11 protein-coding genes are annotated in these 20,161 nt (G+C 38.9%); 4 read left to right on the top strand and 7 right to left on the bottom strand.

Features of this window, described 5'->3' with window-relative positions:
- The coding region (locus RMY16_RS25300) for a hypothetical protein (protein ID WP_322738664.1) at window positions 1-207 on the bottom strand (207 nt) is incomplete at its 3' end.
- 176 nt (window positions 208-383) lie between these two features.
- Between RMY16_RS25300 and RMY16_RS25295 the strand changes: the two genes are divergently transcribed.
- The 4 genes from RMY16_RS25295 to RMY16_RS25280 all read left to right on the top strand — a co-directional run bounded on the left by RMY16_RS25295 (window position 384) and on the right by RMY16_RS25280 (window position 8,634).
- On the top strand, window positions 384-980 hold the full coding sequence (locus tag RMY16_RS25295; protein WP_322668290.1) for a tRNA-(ms[2]io[6]A)-hydroxylase: 597 nt from the start codon (window positions 384-386) through the stop codon (window positions 978-980).
- An 18-nt stretch (window positions 981-998) separates the two neighbouring features.
- Window positions 999-1,403 (top strand): VOC family protein, encoded by a 405-nt coding sequence (locus RMY16_RS25290; protein ID WP_094353017.1) that lies wholly within the window; start codon window positions 999-1,001, stop codon window positions 1,401-1,403.
- 46 nt (window positions 1,404-1,449) lie between these two features.
- The gene (gene cbiE, locus RMY16_RS25285; protein WP_322738663.1) at window positions 1,450-2,661 is read left to right on the top strand and encodes a precorrin-6y C5,15-methyltransferase (decarboxylating) subunit CbiE; all 1,212 of its coding nucleotides are present in this window, start codon (window positions 1,450-1,452) and stop codon (window positions 2,659-2,661) included.
- A gap of 354 nt (window positions 2,662-3,015) precedes the next feature.
- Window positions 3,016-8,634, top strand: coding sequence for an AAA family ATPase (locus RMY16_RS25280; protein WP_322738662.1), 5,619 nt, complete (start codon window positions 3,016-3,018; stop codon window positions 8,632-8,634).
- Window positions 8,635-8,726: 92 nt separating this feature from the next.
- On the opposite strand, the gene RMY16_RS25275 is transcribed toward RMY16_RS25280, so the two are convergent.
- The 6 genes from RMY16_RS25275 to RMY16_RS25255 form a co-directional block, all read right to left on the bottom strand.
- Window positions 8,727-10,274, bottom strand: coding sequence for an NAD(P)/FAD-dependent oxidoreductase (locus RMY16_RS25275; protein ID WP_322738661.1), 1,548 nt, complete (start codon window positions 10,272-10,274; stop codon window positions 8,727-8,729).
- A 121-nt stretch (window positions 10,275-10,395) separates the two neighbouring features.
- Window positions 10,396-12,060 carry a tryptophan halogenase family protein gene (locus RMY16_RS25270; protein ID WP_322738660.1) on the bottom strand — a complete coding sequence of 555 codons (1,665 nt, stop codon included), beginning with the start codon at window positions 12,058-12,060 and terminating at the stop codon, window positions 10,396-10,398.
- A gap of 33 nt (window positions 12,061-12,093) precedes the next feature.
- On the bottom strand, window positions 12,094-12,672 hold the full coding sequence (locus tag RMY16_RS25265; protein ID WP_322738659.1) for a hypothetical protein: 579 nt from the start codon (window positions 12,670-12,672) through the stop codon (window positions 12,094-12,096).
- Between the two features lie 738 nt (window positions 12,673-13,410).
- Window positions 13,411-13,605: a hypothetical protein gene (locus tag RMY16_RS33155; protein ID WP_416211703.1), complete on the bottom strand. Its 195-nt coding sequence runs from the start codon at window positions 13,603-13,605 to the stop codon at window positions 13,411-13,413.
- Window positions 13,606-13,633: 28 nt separating this feature from the next.
- Window positions 13,634-13,756, bottom strand: coding sequence for a hypothetical protein (locus RMY16_RS25260; RefSeq protein WP_322738658.1), 123 nt, complete (start codon window positions 13,754-13,756; stop codon window positions 13,634-13,636).
- Window positions 13,757-14,023: 267 nt separating this feature from the next.
- Complete coding sequence (locus RMY16_RS25255) at window positions 14,024-19,693, bottom strand: alpha-2-macroglobulin (protein ID WP_322738657.1); 5,670 nt, start codon at window positions 19,691-19,693, stop codon at window positions 14,024-14,026.
- Between the last annotated feature and the right edge of the window lie 468 nt (window positions 19,694-20,161).

Genomic DNA, 20,161 nt, shown 5'->3' with positions numbered 1-20,161 from the left:
AGGTTTTTTCTTTCCCTTTTCCCTTTCCCCTTTTCCCTTTAACCGAGAAGTATTGGGGGAGCAGGGGAGCAGAGGAGAAGTTACAGTAAGTTTTTGCCTTTTGCCTCTTGCTCTCTCTGTTGCTTTACTGAAGCAGAGGTAAGTTTTACTTTTGTGTTTCTCGATCAAAGCAATCATTAGACATCTTGCAAAAGTAACAAATGCCAAGATGTTGGGGTGCATGTTAAAGGTTATTGGGTAAGGGAAAATTCCATACCTTTACCCTTTACCCTTTTCCCCACAATGCCAAGAGAACTACAAATTATTGCCATGAAAGGATATTCCGTTAAAATCAATTTGCTACGATACTTAACCAAATTTAAATTCTGGAGTTTTGTGACTCTGTGCTTACTCAGTTATCGACTATCAACGCCCTGAAACAGCCTACTAGTTCTGCTTGGTTAGAACAAGCGATCGCTAATTTAGATATCATCTTACTCGACCACTCCCACTGCGAACGCAAAGCAGCAGGCGTGGCATTGAACATGATGTTTCGCTACCCTTCTAATACTAAAATGGTACGGGAGTTAACTGCGATCGCTCGCGAAGAACTAGAACACTTTGAACTAGTTAACCAATGGTTAGAACGCCGGAATATTCCCCTAGCTCCCCTACCACCGCCTCCCTACGGCGCGGGTTTAAAAGCTCAAGTACGCCCCAAAGAACCTGAGCGATTTCTAGATTCCTTACTAGTCACTGGTTTAATTGAAGCTCGCTCTCACGAACGCCTGGGACTATTAGCTGCTCACTGTCCAGAGCCAGAGTTAGCAAAATTTTATCGTGGGCTAATGGCATCCGAAGCGCGTCACTACGGTATATATTGGGTTTTAGCTGCTACTTATTTCGACAAAGAAATTGTCATGCAACGGCTTGATGAATTAGCAATTGTCGAAAGCGAGTTGCTGGCGACTTTGCACCCAGAACCTAGAATTCACAGTTAGTAGACTAACCCAACAGATATGAAGCTTCAGCTAACACACCTGAGACTGCTTGTCTCCAATTATAAAGATTCTTTTCTGTTCTACCGGGATCTGCTGAAATTTGATGTCGATTGGGGGGATGAAGATAGCGGATATGCTGAGTTTAATACCGGATATCTCAAGCTAGGTTTACTCAAACAAGAATTAATGGCTGAAGTAGTCCCAAGAATTGAACAGCCTTCATACATTGTCAATCGAGATAAAGTTGTCTTGATTTTGGCAGTCGATAATGTGGATGAGGTCTATGAGCAAGTAAAGGATCAAAATGCGCTCGTTGTGACTCAACCACAAGATCGCCCAAGCTGGGGAATCCGCACAGCTCATTTGCGCGATCCTGATGGCAATCTGATCGAAATCTACAACAATCTAGGAATTATCAGTTAAAAGTTCGCTACCAACAAGGTTATAAAGTAATTAATCATGAATTAGCATGATACAGAAATGGCTGTCTATTGTTGGTATTGGGGAAGATGGATTACAGGGGTTAAGTGCGATCGCTCGTTCTCTAGTCGAGCAAGCTCAAGTAATTGTGGGAGGCGATCGCCATTTAGCAATGCTGCCTACAGACGAGCAACGCGAGAAACTAGTCTGGACATCTCCCATTAGCACTTCTGTAGACGAAATCATCCAGCGTCGCGGCCAGTCAATCTGCGTACTCGCAAGCGGCGATCCGATGTGTTATGGCATTGGTGTCACCTTGATGCGGCGAATTCCCATCTCTGAAATGACGATTATCCCTGCACCTTCAGCCTTCAGCCTCGCCTGTGCCAGGGTGGGATGGTCTTTAACTGAGGTAGAAACCTTGAGTTTGAATGGTCGTCCATCCTCCCTACTTCAGTCTTACATTTATCCGGGAGCGCGGCTGTTGATTTTGAGTGAGGGCAAAGAGACACCAGCGATCATTGCTCAAATTTTGACAAATCGCGGCTATAGTGACAGTAAAATCACTGTATTGGAGCGTATGGGCGGCGCTCATGAAAGAATTGTGGAAGGTACGGCTGCATCCTGGAGCGAAACTGAAGTTGCAGTGTTGAATGCGATCGCAGTTAATTGTATTGCTGATGCTGGGGTTATCCCATTACCAAGATTACCAGGATTACCAGATAACGCCTACCACCACGATGGACAGTTAACGAAGCGTGAAGTTAGGGCAATTACCCTTGCAGCTTTAGCACCGACACCAGGAGAATTATTGTGGGATGTGGGCGCGGGTTGCGGCTCAATTTCAATTGAATGGATGCGGAGTAATGCTCGGTGTCGAGCGATCGCGATCGAACAAAATTCCTCTAGACTACTATGTATTGCCGATAATGCCGCGACTCTGGGTACTCCAAATCTGCAAATCATTGAAGGTAAAGCGCCCCATACCCTGAAAGACTTGCCAGTACCAGATGCGATTTTTATTGGTGGTGGGGTGACAGCAACGGGACTTTTTGATATTTGCTGGGAAGCACTGCGGCCGGGTGGACGTTTAGTAGCAAATGTTGTCACGGTAGAGGGTGAACAAACTTTATTTCAATGGTATGAACGAGTCGGTGGCAATTTAACTCGTATTGCCATTCAGCGGGCGGAACCTATTGGTAAATTTTTAGGTTGGCGAGCAATGGCAGCTGTGACGCAATGGGTAGTAGTGAAGTCTTAAAAATTGAATAGTTAAAGTTACAAGTGCGTAGACGCTTCTCCTGTCAAAGACGCTATGCGAACGTATTGTCGCAGACATCGCTTTGGTAATTTTGTTATAACTTACATAACTTCTTGCCTTGTTATACGCTGTATAGTTTGTAAAATGTATTTTGCTAAGAGCATAAAGAATTGTAAGTATATTCTCTAGCTCTACATACAGCAAAATAAATATCTGCTATACCTAAAATCTGCTGTAAATTGGTGATTAACACTTAATTTTTAGCACATCACAAAATCGCTCTGCTCACTGATAGTAGGAACTATCTCCTGGGTATACTAAACCAGAGAAAGAAAATTATCATAACTAGATGCAATGTTAATAGAATCAAATGAACTATTTCTCATACTTGGCTATCGCATTATTAAGCAATTATATTCAGGTAAAAAAACCTTAGTTTATCGAGCTACAAGAGAAACAGATCAGCAATCAGTTATTTTAAAATTGATGCGTAATGAAAATCCTAGTTTTGCTGAAATTAATCAGTTTCATAATCAATACGCCATTACCAAAAATATTGATATTCCAGGCATAGTCAAAGCAATAAGTCTAGAGAAATATGACAATAGATATATTATAGTAATGGAAGATTTTGGGAGTATTGCCCTTAATCTCTGGCAACAAGAAGAACATAAAAAAGGAAAAAATTCTGTTTCATTAAGTGAGTTTTTCGATATTGCCATTGAAATTAGTGCAACTTTGGAACAGCTACATCACCATCGCATTATTCACAAAGATATTAAACCTGCTAATATTTTGATTCATCCGATAACAGGTAAAACCAGGATCATCGATTTTAGTATTGCTACTTTATTACCAAAAGAAATTCAATTTCTCACAAATCCCAACGTCCTAGAAGGAACTCTAGCTTATATTTCCCCTGAACAAACAGGACGCATGAATCGAGGGATAGACTACCGTACCGACTTTTATTCCTTGGGTATCACCTTCTTTGAACTTCTAACAGGACAGTTACCCTTTAGTAGCACTGAACCGATGGAGTTAGTCTACTCTCATATTGCCAAAGAGCCGCCAAAAGCTAGCTATATTAACTCCAATATTCCCACAATTTTATCTGATATTATCAGCAAGCTGATGGCAAAAAATGCCGAAGACCGATATCAGAGTGCTCATGGACTTAGGTATGACTTGGAGAGATGTCAAAATCAATGGCAAGAGAAAGGAAATATTACAGCCTTTGAATTAGGAAGTCGGGATATCTCAAATCATTTTGCTATTCCTGAAAAACTTTATGGTCGTCAAAGAGAGATTGAAATTCTACTCACTACTTTTGACCGAGTGACCAAGGGAAACACGGAAATGATTTTAGTCTCTGGTTACTCAGGGATTGGTAAAACTGCTGTGGTGAATGAAGTCCAAAAACCTATTGCTAGACAGCGTAGTTACTTCATCAAAGGAAAATTTGACCAATTCCAACGTGATATACCCTTGTCAGGATTAGTGCAAGCTTTGCGGGATTTAATTGAGCAAATACTCTCCGAAACAGATGCCCAAATTCAACAGTGGAAAACCAAAATTTTATCGGCATTGAGTACGCAATCTCAAGTAATTATTAATGTAATTCCTGAACTGGAAATAATTATTGGCAAACAACCTGCATCTGCTGAACTTACTGGTAGCGCTGCTCAAAATCGCTTCAATTTATTGTTCCAGAGATTTATCCAGGTATTCTCTACTAAAGATCATCCTCTGGTCATCTTTCTAGATGATTTGCAATGGGCTGATACGACTTCCTTGAAGTTCATTCAATTATTAATGGATGGAACTTCTTCTGGCTTTGCTAAGGATACAGAGAATCTATCTGAAAATAAAGGTAGTTTACTACTAATGGGTGCCTATAGAGATAATGAAGTCTCAAATTTACATCCGCTACATTTAACACTACAAGAAATTATCAATACAGGAGGAGTAATTAATACAATTAAACTCTTACCTTTAAGTCAGATTGATTTAAATCATCTAATTGCTGATACACTGCGCTGTCCAGAAGCCATTGCTGTCCCTTTAACTCAAATGGTATTTTTCAAAACTAAAGGGAACCCCTTCTTTGCATCTCAGTTCCTCAAGTTATTATATGATGACGGATTAATTGAATTAGATTTTGATGCTGGGTATTGGAAGTATGATATTAACAAAATTAAAACTTTATCTCTTACAGATGATGTCGTAGAGTTTATGGGCATACAAATAGAAAAGTTACCCCAAAATGTACAAAATGTATTAAAAATATCTGCTTGTATTGGTAATGAGTTTGACTTAAAAACATTGTCACTTGTTAATGAAAAATCGGTAATAGATACTGCATCTGACTTATGGCAAGCATTACTTGAAGGACTAATTATTCCTCAAAAAGACGGTTGTAATTTTGCACCAGAAAATGATAGACAACTATTAAGTTTTTCAACTAGAGACTCAGAAAATTTCTCAGCAACTAATTCCCAACTCCCCAGATATAAATTCGTACATGATAGAGTTCAGCAAGCAGCTTATTCTCTAATTCCCAAAGACAAAATCAAGCAGATGCACTTAAAAATTGGGCTGCTTCTCTTGAAAAATACTCCAGTTGCAGAACGAGAAGAAAATATTTTTGAACTTGTCAATCATTTCAATATTGCAGCCGAATTTATCACCCATCAAGCTAAACGTAATGAGTTAGCTGAAATGAATCTAATTGCTGGACGTAAGGCTTTAGTATCAACAGCTTATTCATCGGCACTTAAGTATTTTACTGCTGGAATTGAGCTACTAGCAGATGATAGTTGGGAGATGAAATATGAGCTAACTCTAGCTTTGTATGAAATAGCAACAGAAGCAGCATACTTAGTTGGTGATTTTGAGCAGATGGAGAAACTGGCAAAGGTGGTATTAGCAAGAGCTAAAACACTTTTAGAAAAAGTGAAAGTCTATGAAGTAAAAATTCAGGCTTATGGCGCACAGGGTCAAGCATTAGAAGCTGTTAACCTTGCACTAGCATTTTTAAAATTATTAGGGGTAGACTTTCCCTGTAATCCTCAGCAGTCTGATGTTGAAATAGCATTAGCGGAAACAGCATCGCATCTAAGCGGTAGGAGTATTGAAGACTTAATTAATTTACCCCAAATGACGGACTCTCGGTCATTAGTAGTGATACGTATATTATCTAATATAACTGCTTTTACCTACACAGTTGTTCCCACATTGTTTCCATTAATAGTTCTGAATCAGATCAACTTATCGATTAAATATGGCAATGCATCTTTATCTGCATTCGTGTATGTTGCTTATGGGATTATATTGTGCAGTGTAGTGGGAGATATTGAGTCTGGCTATCGATTTGGCAAACTGGCTGAAAGTATGTTGACCAAATTTCAAACTCAAGAAGTTATGTTGAAGGTAATTCAAACATTTAATCAACTCATCAAACCCTGGAAAGAACATGTTAGAAATACACTAAAACCTCTAATAGAAGTTTACTCTAATAATTTGGAAACAGGAGATTTAGAATTTGGGGCTTATTGTCTTTATACGTACTCATATTATGCATATTTTGTTGGTCATGAATTAGTTCCTCTTGAGCGGGAAATGGCAACGCATAGCAATGCTATAAAACAAATCAAGCAAGAGCGAGTTTTTCATTGGAATGAAATATATCGCCAGATGGTATTGAATTTGTTGGGTTCTTCAGAAAACTTTTGCTGTTTAATTGGTAACGCATATAATGAAAAAACAATGTTACCGATTCATATAGCGGCTAATGATGGAGTTGCAATTATTTCTTTATTTATTTGTAAGATGCAACTATGTTACCTATTTACAGATTATTCCCAAGCATTTGAAAATTCTCTGAAGGCAGAACAGTATTTATATGCTGGTCTAGGAATGATAATTAGTGCTCAATTCTATTTTTATGATTCATTAATACAGCTTGCTTTATACCCTGATATTGATGAAGATAAACAACAAAAAATTCTCAAAAAAGTTATAACAAATCAGGAAAAAATAGCACATTGGGCACATCATGCTCCAATGAATTACTTACATAAATTTCATTTAGTAGAGGCGGAACGGCATCGAGTTCTTGGTCAATATCTTGAAGCAATAGATAATTATGAATGCGCTATTTCCCTTAGTAAAGAAAATGAGTACATTAATGAAGAAGCTCTTGCTTGTGAATTAGCGGCTACGTTTTATCTCAAATGGGGTAAACAAAAAATTGCCCAATTATACCTCACTGATGCCTACTATTGCTATGTTCGCTGGGGAGCTTTAGCCAAAGTTTATGGCTTGCAAAAACGCTATCCTCAATTACTTCTCCCCACGATTCAGCAAGAAGAACTTAGCTATTCTTACAGTGACAAGAATTTACCTGAACTGGGCCTACACCTATCTACACTTAGCAATAAATCGAGCCTGGTGACGAATGAAACTGTCATTGGCTCCAACACTAGTATTTCAGATATGTTAGATTTGGGAACTGTCATTAAAGCTTCTCAAGCAGTATCTGGAGAGATTGAATTGGAAGCACTCCTTTCTACTTTAATGGAAGTTGTGATGGAGAATGCAGGAGCTTCTAAATGTGTGCTGATATTGAGCGAAGCTAATAACTTAGACTTAACTATTGCGGCAATTAGTTCTGCTTCCACTTTTAGAGATACTAGTACAGAGTTTTTATCTATTCCTTTCGAGTCTACCGATCTTGTTCCTATTTCTTTGATTAATTATGTCAAACGAACCCAAGAAATCTTAGTAATTGATGACATTAAAGACAAAGCTTATTTTGCCGTAGATAATTATATTAACCGTGAGGAGCCAAAAAGCATATTATGTATTCCAATGCTTAATCAAGGTAAATTGCTGGGGCTGATTTATCTAGAAAATAATTTAACAACAGGAGCATTTACACGCGATCGCCTAGAAGTTCTCAAGCTCTTAACTATCCAAGCTGCAATCTCTTTAGAAAATGCCATTCTCTACAATAATTTGGCTGAAGCGAATGAGCAATTGGAGGACTACAGTCATATACTAGAGGAAAAGGTGGTAGTAAGAACAGCAGAACTTAATGAAAAAAATCAGCATCTGCAAGAAGCTCTAGAAGAATTACAAAGTACCCAAAGTAAATTAATTCAAAGTGAAAAAATGTCTTCATTAGGGCAAATGGTGGCGGGTATTGCCCATGAGATTAATAACCCGATCAATTTTATTCATGGTAATATCACTCACGCAAGTGACTATGTTCACCAATTGCTAGATTTGATTAATATTTATCAGCAACAATATCCCCATCCCTCAGTAATAGTGGAGCAAAAAATTGAGGAAATGGATGTAGAATTCTTGAGAGAAGACCTTCCAAGAGTTCTCGATTCGATGAAGGTAGGAAGTTCCCGTATCCGAAATATTATTCTGAGCTTACGTAACTTCTCTCGTCTAGATGAATCGGAAATGAAGCCTGTAAATATTCATGAAGGCATCGATAGTACTCTAATGATTTTGCAGCACCGACTCAAGGAAAAGAGCGATTGCCCAGAAATTCAAGTCTTTAAAGAATACGCGCAACTGCCGGATGTTATTTGCTATGCTGGGCAACTCAACCAAGTGTTTATGAATATTTTAAGTAATGCGATCGATGCTTTAGAAGATTACAAGAATAAAGAAAATTCTCCAGGCAAAAATCCTCAAATTCGTATTCGTACTGAACTAGGAGAAGCAAACACGTTGAAGATTCGGATTGCTGATAACGGTTATGGTATGACTGCACAGGTGATGCAGAAAATATTTGATCCATTTTTTACCACTAAGGCAGTAGGAAGTGGTACGGGGTTGGGGTTGTCAATTAGTTATCAAGTGGTAGTGGACAAACATAAAGGTCAGTTAAGCTGTGAATCAACTCCAGGAAAGGGAACTGAGTTTGTGATTGAGATTCCAATGCAACAGTAAAACAAGCCGTTAATACTGAAAAATTTACAATATTCAGCACTCTTTATAATACGGTTCGGTTTAGAACTTCATCGAACCGTATTATGGAGATATTAAGGAACGCTTGTTACCTCTACACTTGCCGCGATCGCAGAATCATTAAGAGATGGCTGTTGTTTTGCTTGTAATTCTTGTCGGAGATTCTTGTAGGCAGATGGATCTGCTGGCATTATCAACTCTCCAAGCAGGTTTCCTGGTTTACGGCGGGTGTTGAGATCCATATCCTGAAGCAATTCATCAATGTAATGGAATGTAAAAGGAATTAAACATGCTCCGCTGACGAAAGCATAGGGTCTATCTTTCTTCCTCCATTCCAACTCTGCTTTTACATCCTCTAACATCTGTTGCGGGGATGGTAAGGGTATATTTCCTTTGACATACTCTGATAACCACCTAGCACCAATCTCTGCTGATAACTGGGCACAGAAAGTATAGTTATAACCAACAAAACCCATCTGTGGAACATGAGGGTGAATGAGATGGCGGTAAAGATGGAAAGTGCCTTCCTCATCAAATACATGCCTGTGGTATTTTTCTTCTAAAAAGGGGATATCCTGAAGAAAACCTGTGCCAAAGACAACAACATCTGCCTGTATTTGCTCGCCATTATCCAATTCGACGCCACTAGCAAAAAACTTGTTGATTTTTGTCTTCACAGCACGAATTTTGCCTGCGCGTACATGCTCAAAAAAGCCTTTAGGTACCAAGCCGATACTACAGCCGATCAATTTGTTCATCGGTTGTTTGGGCACCATCCCACAAGCATCAAGGGGAAACTGTAAGCGCAGGATAGTCTCATTTAGCCGCCAAAACGCCCACACCAGTGGCTTTCCAAAACTATGCAGCCACTTTTCCCATCCTTGAAGTTTATGATAGGGTATCCAAATTTCTGCAAACCGAGTCAGGAAAATATACTTGATGTTCAACAGACCAAGAAAAAAGTTAGGAACTTTCCACAGTGCTTGACGGAACACAAGGGTACATTCCTTGGCCTTGCTAGCTGCGAGATTCGCTAAATCGGTGGCTGATTTGCCAAAACCGACAACAACCACTCGCTTCCCCTGAATTACAGAGCCGTCATTAAAGTTGTTAGTATGTATTACCTGACCTCCGGCGGCAATGAACTCTTCCATTTCCGGCAAGTTAGGAATGTAGGGAATATCACAAAGACCATTGCACACAATCACAAAGTCGAACTCGTAATTTTGTTTTCTGATCTCCTTACCATCTTTTTGAAAGCTAACACTAACAATCCATCCAGGAGTATTTCCTGATTTACGCTCCACTTTAGTTACTTTTACACCAAACTGAATTTTTTCTGCTACACCAAAGTGTTGGGCATAGGATTCAAGGTAAGCGCATATTTGCTCTCCTGAAGGCCATTCTGGATAAGACGCAGGCATAGGATAGTCTGAGAAAGCATAGGTGTCTCTGGGATTTTGGATCGACAGTCCTGGGTAAGTTCTCGATCTTTCCCATACCCCACCAAGCCCCTGCCGTTTCTCGAACAATGTAACTTCGTAACCTTCCTCAAGAAATGTCTTGGCTGAGACTAATCCGCTCACTCCTGCCCCAATCACGCATATTTGTTTCGCTGTCATCTTGGGTTCTCCTCAATTATTATCGGACTTACGCAAAAATACACGCAGTAGGGGCAATTCATGAATTGCCCCTACCTAAAAATCAGGGTTTTGACTATTTATTGTTTGTGTAAGTCCTATATTAAATTGGCACAGGAATTTGATATGCGCTATCGCTAACTGATGAAGTCGGTAAATGATTGTCGCTGAGGTATTCTGACTGTTCTTGAGACTTGATTACATAAGTTAAGTATTCATATTGAGAGGGTAGATTTGTACTCAGGTAATTGGCTTTTTCCTTAATTGCCTTAAATTTAGCTAGCGCCTTCTCGTCGTCAAGATGCTCCAGCAGAGGTAAACTGCCTTCTGGCTTATGATTGAGTCCAAGTAACATTACCGAATAAGAGTATGTCTCGAAGCCATGAAAATATGGATTGATATTCTTTTTATTTGGTAATCTGCTTCTCCACAACTTTAACTTTTCTTGCAGTTGTGCAGGAACTTTAATTTCTTGCTTAGTTGCTTGCCAAAACTTTGTATCTGCTCGATCGCTGGCACGGTAATGGAGTACCAAAAAGTCCCGAACACCATCTAGACAGTTAGCGATCGCTCTATTATAGTTGCGGATCAACTCTTCATTGAACGACTTGCCTGGAAAGTGATTGACTAGCTCTTCGATTCCATGCTGAATAAAAAATATCCCAGTAGATTCCAATGGTTCAACAAAGCCACTGGAAAGCCCTATTGCTACACAGTTTTTCACCCATGAGTTTCTGTTACGTCCAATCCTCATCTGGATATGAGAGGCTTTGCAATTATCAGCGACATTTCCTAAATGCTGGCGAAATTCTTGTTCTGCTTCCTCCGCAGAGATGAAGGCGCTGGAATAAACATAACCTGTACCATCTCTACCATACAAAGGTATATTCCAGACCCAACCTGATGAGAGAGCAGTTGCAGTTGTGTAAGGGTTGATGCCATTTTTTTGAATATCGCTTGGTATCTGTATGGCGATCGCGCGATCGCACAGTAGCGACTCTGAATAAGAAATGAATGGCTCACCAAGAGCTTTGTTAATCAAAAGACCACGGAAACCAGTACAGTCAATGAAAAGGTCTCCACTGATAATGCCATGCTCGTTAGTGTTGAGACTGTCTATGCTTCCATCCTCAGTTAAATTTACATCTACCACATCATCAACAATTTGTTTCACGCCCCTCTGTATTGAATAGTCTTTTAAGAATCTAGCAATTAGATTTGCATCAAAATGGTAGGCGTAAGGATACTGACCTTCAGCATCAGCAAGTGTTATAAGATTTTTTTCAGAAAAATGTTTCTCTGAGAATAAATGTTCTACTCTATCATCAAAGATTTTGCCGTTAAGATATCTCGGAGACCTTTGATGATCGCACAGCGTCGGTGCCATGAAGCAGGAGTAATCAAATGGCTCATTGGAACTCTTAAGTTTCAACCACCATTCAGAGATACTGAACCCATCAATAAAATCAAATCTTTCAAAAGGGTGGTAAAAGTGTCTTCGATCGGAATTCCAATTAACAAATTTAATCCCCATCTTATAAGTAGCATTGCATTTTGGCATCCATTCATACTCTTGTAATCCCAGAAAATCAAAAAATGACTTGATGCTACTAAAAGTTGCTTCGCCAACTCCAACCTTGGTAATATTAGAAGACTCTACCAAGGTAATCTGAACATTTTTTTTCAAGGCTTTGCTCAAATAAGCTGCCGTCATCCAACCCGCTGAACCACCACCGACAATTACAACATTTTGTACATGCTGTGACATAGTAAAACTTCTCCTTCCAGTTTGCTCGTTAATTTATGCAGCTTTCAATAGTTGCTCAATTTCATGGTTTTTGGCATATACTAAAAGACCATTTGTAAATTGAGTGAAAACTGTAAATAAGTTTTCAACCAGTTCAAAAGCTTCTTGTTGGGATGCTTCTGATAGTTGAATATCTTGTAACCATCGATCTATTCCAGATGAACCTGTCATGTGACCAGTTTCAACATCCAAATGGAAATCTGCAAAATATCGGCATGGTTTTTGGGTAATTGCTTTAATTTCTTGGCCAATCTCTGCTGCTACAGAAAACATTATATTGCCCGTTGCTTCGGTAACTTCAATAACTATTATTTTTTGAATAGGAGTAGCTTGCAAAGTATATCGATAGAGTTGATAACTCAACCAGCGAGCATTCTGAGTTTCTTCACTCCAAAGAAATTTTAATGCATCACTAAATTGCAAGGTTTTGTCAAATTCTAGGTTCTTCAAATCTTCCAGAAACCACAGCCAATGATGATCATCTTCATAAGTATGTTTGTTAATTAATGTCTGAATTGGATCGGTTGTTGGTTCTACTCGCAAAAAATACTTATTCAGTTCACCAAAATTCATAATAAAATGAGCAGCACATGGTGCCCAAGCTAGCCTTTGTCTGGGATTTATACTTTTATCTTGCATAAAATTAAACAAAGGCAATTGAGCAAATTCTTGTTTTTTTTTGTTCGATCAATGCTAGTACTTGTTGCATTTTTAATTGTGTTGATTTTCAATGTTTAATATTCAAGCAGAAGTAAGTTTCCGACTTTATTGTGAGAAGGCAATCTGCCCAAGCTTTGGTTGTTCAATTCCCAAATTTTTTTGATAGTCATTAGCTCAAAGCCCACTATTTGAATAGCAAATAATGTCTAATTTGTGATATTGCAGGTTTAGTTAAGAGTGTGTAGATAATTGGCCTTTGAAGACAGGATATAGCACTTTCTGCTATTATGCAATACAGTTTTTCTCCTTGCCCCTTTCCTAGCATAGCTTTTAGCTATGAGGTACATCCTCAAAGCTGCCGGAAGTGCTATAAATCTCGCCTCTACATCAGGGTTTTAGTTGTATTGTGTCATATCCTATTGAGGCTAACGCTAAATTGTAACCAGCTAATTTACTGTTATTGTTTTTACTTTAACTTCAACATATCTATGTAATAAACGTAGCCTTTACTTAAGTATGCTTGTTAAGAAATAGTCTTAGATGAGCGTTTCCTGCGCTCAGAAAAACCAAATCAACTAGTTAGGCGTTAAAATTTGAGTATATACTTGGAAAGATTTTTAGACTTGTTGTAGATAAAGATAGTATCAATAATTACTTCCTATCCTGAAGTGTTGATATAAACTCAGCAGTACGCCCAAATTTTTCTGACATATATTGCAAGTGAACTTGGGCACCAGGCCGAGAAAATGTACCAGGAGTTACAGAACAGGCTAAGTAATAGAGGGTATAAACTCCTGGTTTGAAGTGGTCGGCGTAGGCGATAATGCGATCGCTTTTACAATAAATGCAGATATATGGTGATGCCTACCAGTATTTAGATACCTAGAGGTAATGACAACTGAATTCCAGCAGCGAGTCTATCGCCTACTCTTCTCTCAGTAGTGGTAGTGCGATCGCCATAAATCATTGAAAATAAAAAAGTAACTTTATTACTCATTACTCATTTAATTTAGTTCACCGATGATGACACCAAAACTGTATGAATAAAAAATGGGTAAATCTCATCAAAGTCAACACCCTAGTTGTACGCCAGCTAGGTAGTCACATTGGATTGGAAAAAAGCATACCGGATGAAGTCTTAAATTAACTGTTCCAGCTCACCGCCCAGTTAAGCGTTTCACCCTAGCTAAGATTTTAAAGCAGGCCCGTATAGACTTGGAAAGATTTTTTTTAGATTTGTTGTAGCCAAAGATGGCATAAATAGTTACTTCCCGTCCTCTAGTATTAATGTCGACTCAGCAGTACGCCCAAATTCTTCTGGCGCATATTGCAAGTGAACTTCTGCACCAGGCCAAGAAAATGTCCCAGGTGTCACAGAACGGACTAAGTAATGCAAGCTATAAACTCCTGGTTCCAGGTGGTCGGCATAGGCGATAATGCGATCGCGGTACACATTCTTAAAACCAAGTTCCCAGCTATCGGCTTTTGCTTGTAATGCAGCGGTAGCAGTTTGAAAACTCGCATCCACCGCCTCAAAACCTGATGGTAGGGGATCTTTTATCACCAGATGATCCACTGGATGATCGGCGATGATTTCTAAACCAATATCAAACACCTGTCCAGAGGCTAAAGTCAAGGGTTTATCGAAAGCATAAAGACCTGTTTTTTGTAAAACTTTCTCTTTATTCACTTGACTAATTTCTCGTGTTATGCGTAGTCCGTTAAATCTGCCTGGTTGATTTCCTTGCAAGCGATAATTGTAAGCAACCAGATAGTGCAAAGTGCCATTACCTGATTTTTGCAGCGTTAAATCTTGACGCCCACGAGGTAATAGATTCATCGGCAGAATTAGTTGTAAGCTAGGATTTTTGTAACCTTCAAAACGATTTTCTCCTAACTTATTACCAGCTAATTCCACTGTGGCAACAAAATTAGGTGGCGTGGGTTGCAGTTGGCTATATTCTACCAAAGCTGTTAAGGCTTGGGCATTATTATAGTTAGTTTGCCATGTGCCATCTCGTCGCAATGCCAGAAGACTTTGGAATAACTTATTTATAACTTCGGGTTTACTTTGTTTGGCAATAAATAATCGTAAAGCTTGCGCTTGCGTTGTGGTAGATGAACTCATCCATCCCCAACTAATTGGTAAACTTACAACTGCTGTGCGACCAGTTTCATAGATATTCTGTTGCAGTTTGTTCACTAATTGCTGAGATTCATCTCGCCATTCTGGGAATTGAGATAAGTATCGCGCTAGTTTAATTTGAGTTGCTACATCAAAGCTATTGCGCTGTTCATAAATATCTGCGAGGAAAGTATTGCGTTTGTCTCCCAATTCTGCTAAAGAGATTAAAACATTAAGTTGCAGTTGCCTTTTACAGAGTAGTTGTTTGCAAAAGTCGTATCCTCCGGGGTTTGCTAGAACTTTTTGTAAATAAGCTTTCAGGCGAGACACCATTGCAGAATCGACTAAATTAGGGAACACCTGACTGGCTTTAGCCAAAGATTCACCCGTATAGGAAGAAACCCAAGGGTCAGATTTTTCTTGTCCAGGGAAAGTAGCAAAGCCACCATCGGCTATTTGGAGTTTTTGTAGTTTTTCAATTGCTTGATTAGCTTGTTGACTAGGATTAAATTCTGCAAAGTTTTGGCCATATTTTTGGGCGAGAGTTTGCAGATTTGCCGCAATTATTAACTGACTCGCCGCCGGTTCTGTAAATGGTAAATCATCATCTTCTACAGCCTGTTTTGCTGGTGCTTTAATTTCTGGAATCAAAGTACTCGCCAACTGAATATCTAAACCTCCCGCATCAGGGAAGGTATTTTTATCAACATTCAGGGGAATTTTTACCTGTTTTTCAGTGACACCAGATTCAACAACTTGTTCTGTAATTTCAATTGGCTTAATTTCCAAAGGTACTTCAAAAGCATCTGCGGCTGTACCATTTAGCTGAGTCGTAAAGCGAACTTTACCAGTTCCCACACTATCAGCCACCATTGGAAAGCGATAAGCACGAGTTGCAGATTCAGCTTTGGTTTGCAAAGCTGTAGTTGTGGGATTTTTGTCAGCAAACTTCACATTACCGTTAAGTTCGCCATTAATTGAGAGATTTCCTGTATTTCCGGTGTTGTTTGTGACAGATAAACCAGCAAGGATGCGATCGCCTGGACGGGCAAACTGTGGCAAGATGGCATTAGTTAGCAGTGGCTTGGTGCTGATAAACGTCGCCTCCCCATTCCCGAAACGCAGATTGCCATCGGTGGCGACAGCCATCACTCGCCATGTAGTTAAGTCATCCGGTAGTTTAAAGGTTATCTGTGCATTCCCATTTGCATCGCTAAGGACAGAACCGTTGTAGTAAGCTAAGGCTTGAAAATCGGTGCGAGTGCGAGTATTTGCTGCACCAGTTGAGAAACCACCGCCATAACCCCAACCTTTGGGTTTAGCTACATCTTGTGCTTGTAATATGACATCTGGTCGATTATCGCTAAAGCGCGTAGAAATTGGCTGTTCTGCATAAACTGTATTTACCAAATCTGGCGGACGATAACCAGAAAGTTGTAACACCGCCTCGTTTACCACCATGACTGTAAACTGTCCTTTGGTGGGGTTTCCTTGATTATCCTTCAATTCTAGCTGTACCGTTTCTTCTGCACCAGGTTCTAATGATGCTTGCACTGGCTTAACTTGCAGTTTTAAATACTTATCTTCTAAATTAACTTTAAAAGGTGTAAAACCAATCTTCACCAAGTTATCTAAACTTCCCGCTTCCACTTGGTTTATGGGTTTTCCTTGTCTTACTAACACAGCTTCAATGGCTGCATTTGGTAACATTTCTGGCGTAACTTGAAACTGAATTTGTGGTGCGCCTCCCTGAACTTTGATAATCTGCTGATAAAGGGGTTTATCTTTAATCACAGCAAAGTACAATTCTGCATCTGCATAAGGAGATTGAATTAGGGCAGTAGCAGTTTCACCAGGTTTAAACTCTTTTTTATCTAATTTAACTTCTAAGACATCTTCTTCTCTAGAACCCCAAAATACCGGATTTTCTCCAGTTGCCCAAATTTGTAAATCAGTGGCACTTAATTCACCTTTAGCATCGCTAAAATTAACTCTAATCCGATATGAAGCAGATTCCGGGGCTGTTAAATTTACCGATTGTGGATTACTTGCAGATGTAATTTCTGTTTGTCCTACTGTTTTATATTCAACTTGATTTTTTGGAGTTCGGCTACCTTCCACTAACTGCGTGATGCTGCTGTATTTAATCTGTTGTAATTCCAGACGCACTCTTTGACCTGTGATTGGTTTTCCCGTCGGGTCAGTAACAATCACTTCAATGGGGAAAGGCTTACCAGCATCAGCGATGAAATTACTTTTTAGTCCAATGAGGCGATTACTCGGTAAGGCTGTAAATGTTTTGGAATTCGCTACCGACAGATTAGAAACATCTGCAACTTGCACATCTACTTGGTAAGTCATCGGATATGGTAAATCATTAGCCACATTTACAGTTTGACTACTTTTACCATTAGCATCTAATTGGGAATTAGTTTGCAATACATCACTAGATGTAGTAGGGGTTTCCTCCGGCCATAACCATTGCCTACCAAAAGTAAATCCTTCCCAACCTTTAGGCACAAAATCAGTCTGCTGGCGAGTGATAAAATATTTTGCTTCTCCCCCTTCTACAGGCGCGCCAAACAAATAATTGCTTATAGCATTAATATTAATTTTCTCGTCAATATATGCAAATTCTTTATCTAAGTTAAGTTCGACTTTAAAGTTGGGTGGTTTAAACTCAGCTACCCGAAATTCTCCAGAAATTTCTTGTCCATTTTTACCTTTCGCCTGGATTGTATAGTAGCCTAAGCGCTGAGTAGTTTTGATTGGCAGTTCCAGAGAGAAACTGCCAAATTCATTTGTGGTTTGCGTACCTAAGCTGGTTTTTTGCCCATCAGGATTTACCAAAGTTAATTGGTAAGCAGCATTTTTATCTTGCTGAATTACACCATTTTGTAAATAGTCCGCAAAACCAGTTAACCAAGCTTTTTCTCCTGGTTGATATAATTGTCTATCCGAGAAAATTATCCCGCGCGATTGTGGCTTTTTATCTTGCCAACCCGCATCAATACCATAGCCATAAACACCGCTATATTCTTCAGTTCTAGTGAATGCCCAATCTTGATTCTCACGAGCAATTACTAATAATTGTGGTGATTTGCTAGAGCTTTCATTCCCAGAATAACATTGTTGTAATCCTTCACGAGCAATTCTAAACATTCCATTGTCATCAGTTTTACCTATTGCACAAGGTACTGGTTCTGGACGAGATTTTGCTTGTAATTTTGATTGATAAATTTCAACAGCAGCCGCTTGAACTGGTGAACCATCTGTAAGATGATTGACACGAATTAACCCTGACTCAGGAAACCACTGAGTAAATATGCCCAAATTCGTCAATTCAACCATGCCATAAGTCGTAGGTTCGCGCCACAGTTCTTTACCATTGTCCTGATATTTATTAGTGCGGGCTTGCACTCCATAAGCTAACATTCCCGTAGTAGAATTTATTTTTTCCCGCAGAGGAACAGCAATATCAACTGATTGATTTTTCTTACCAGATACCTTAAAGCTTTGCCATTCAGTAGGTTGTGGTAATAACTCACTACTATTATCAAAATAAACTAAATCTGTTGGTTGAACTACTCGATAAGCGGCTTTATATTTAGATTCTGGCAGATTTCCCGTAGTAATATTTAGCTGCAAGTCTTTACTTGTGGGGAAAATATTCAAATCTGATGGTACCCAGATATCCCCGGCTAAATCTCCAGTGTCATATTTAAGTGTGACAGGTTTACCTAAAGTCTGCCCAAACTTATCTTTGAGATTTTCGCCGATAGTAATTGTATAAGTCTTGGCGGGTTCTAGCGCATAAGGATTGATGCCGACAATTCTATCTTCATCATTAACTTGCAGAATTCTCGAAATCTCTTTTGGTGCTGGATTAATGGAAATGTTTTCTTTAGCTGAATCTGGCAATAATACATTATTAAATTCTAGCTGCGGACTGCCTTTAATAAATCTTCCAAAAGTTCCCCCTGAATCTGGCTGTCCGTAAAAGTTAATTTTCTGAAAAGCCAAAGGCGAATAAGTTGCTAATTTACTAGCAAATTCTTTTTCTGTAGCTAGATTGCCATAAGCAGGACGTATTCCTGGAGAAAATACTAAGCGATAACTGGTTGCTTTTTCCAGATTTTGTTGTGGAATGAGGTTATAAATCCAATTGCGTGCTGAAGGGTCAAATTTTTCTAAAGGAACTTCTTCATTTTTTAATGGTTTTTCTTCTTTGTTTAACTCAACTTTAAAACCTATACCTTTATTTTTACCTTCGGCAACTAATTGTAAATGTTCTTGTACAGAAGCTAAATCCAATTCGACGTTGGAAGTAAACTGTAACTTTTGTTGTAAATCAACTGGTTCGATATCAGCCTTTTCAATGGGATTTACACCGGGTAAATTAGTCAGGTTGATAGATTCGGTATTAAAAGTCCAAGGTAAATCTTTGTCTAAGCGATGATTTTTTAAATCAGCTAAACCTGTTTTGAGGGTAACTTGAAATCTTGTCGCTATTGGCAATGCTTTCTCGGCTTGAAAACCCACCATGCGCGGTGTTAAAAAGCGAAATTGACCGGGTAAAGGTGGCCAAAGGGCAAATTTTTCTAATATTTTCTGTTGTTCTGGATTGTCGAGACTTTCAACTGGAATTAAAGCTTCTTTAAAACGGATGCGGATTTGGTTAAGAGATTTTGCATCCCCAATGGGACTAATTTGTTCAATCCAGTCTGGTAGTTTAGGCGAGGTGAGTGCGGATACTGCTGGGAGTTGTTCTTTACTTGAGTTGATACCAAAAAAATTACACCCTGCCATCCCTAATATAAATGTAAAGAGAAGGATAAACTGTATTGTTCTCTTCCGACTTGAAGAACGCCCAATTTTTTTTAAGGAACTGCTAATAACCCTAAGAACGCGATAGGTTATTCTATGCTGGAAACGCAGTAAAACTCTGATAATCATTTTTCTAGTAATTAAAAATAAAAAATTTACACACTATAGCAAATAAAAACTTGCATTACCTGATGGAGCAGGAAATGCCAACATTCATAAAGGACGCAAGATAACTAGTTATTTTTACACAAGCTGCGGATGTAACGTCTGTTTATTTACATAGATAACTAATCTAGTGTTATTGTTCCAAAAATGACTACAATTCTTAACTATAAAGAAGTATTTAAATTTCGCAAACATTAATTTACATCTGCTGAGTTAGTAAAAATTAATTATTAAAGATTTGAAATATTTACTGATGTTGATGTAATCGCTGCGTCAAGATTAAGG

The sequence above is a fragment of the Nostoc sp. DedQUE12b genome (genome assembly GCF_034530835.1).
Classification (GTDB): domain Bacteria; phylum Cyanobacteriota; class Cyanobacteriia; order Cyanobacteriales; family Nostocaceae; genus Nostoc.
The sequence above is the reverse complement of the archived record's forward strand: the minus strand, read 5'-3'. Positions and strand labels throughout refer to the sequence as shown.

Excerpts from the sequence above, each read along its gene's own strand:
- RMY16_RS25290 (WP_094353017.1), top strand. The coding sequence starts at position 999 with ATGAAGCTTCAGCTAACACACCTGAGACTGCTTGTCTCCAATTATAAA.
- cbiE (WP_322738663.1), top strand. The coding sequence starts at position 1,450 with ATGATACAGAAATGGCTGTCTATTGTTGGTATTGGGGAAGATGGATTA.
- RMY16_RS25280 (WP_322738662.1), top strand. The coding sequence starts at position 3,016 with ATGTTAATAGAATCAAATGAACTATTTCTCATACTTGGCTATCGCATT.
- RMY16_RS25275 (WP_322738661.1), bottom strand. The coding sequence starts at position 10,274 with ATGACAGCGAAACAAATATGCGTGATTGGGGCAGGAGTGAGCGGATTA.
- RMY16_RS25270 (WP_322738660.1), bottom strand. The coding sequence starts at position 12,060 with ATGTCACAGCATGTACAAAATGTTGTAATTGTCGGTGGTGGTTCAGCG.
- RMY16_RS25265 (WP_322738659.1), bottom strand. The coding sequence starts at position 12,672 with ATGAATTTTGGTGAACTGAATAAGTATTTTTTGCGAGTAGAACCAACA.
- RMY16_RS25260 (WP_322738658.1), bottom strand. The coding sequence starts at position 13,756 with ATGAGTAATAAAGTTACTTTTTTATTTTCAATGATTTATGGCGATCGC.
- RMY16_RS25255 (WP_322738657.1), bottom strand. The coding sequence starts at position 19,693 with ATGGCAGGGTGTAATTTTTTTGGTATCAACTCAAGTAAAGAACAACTC.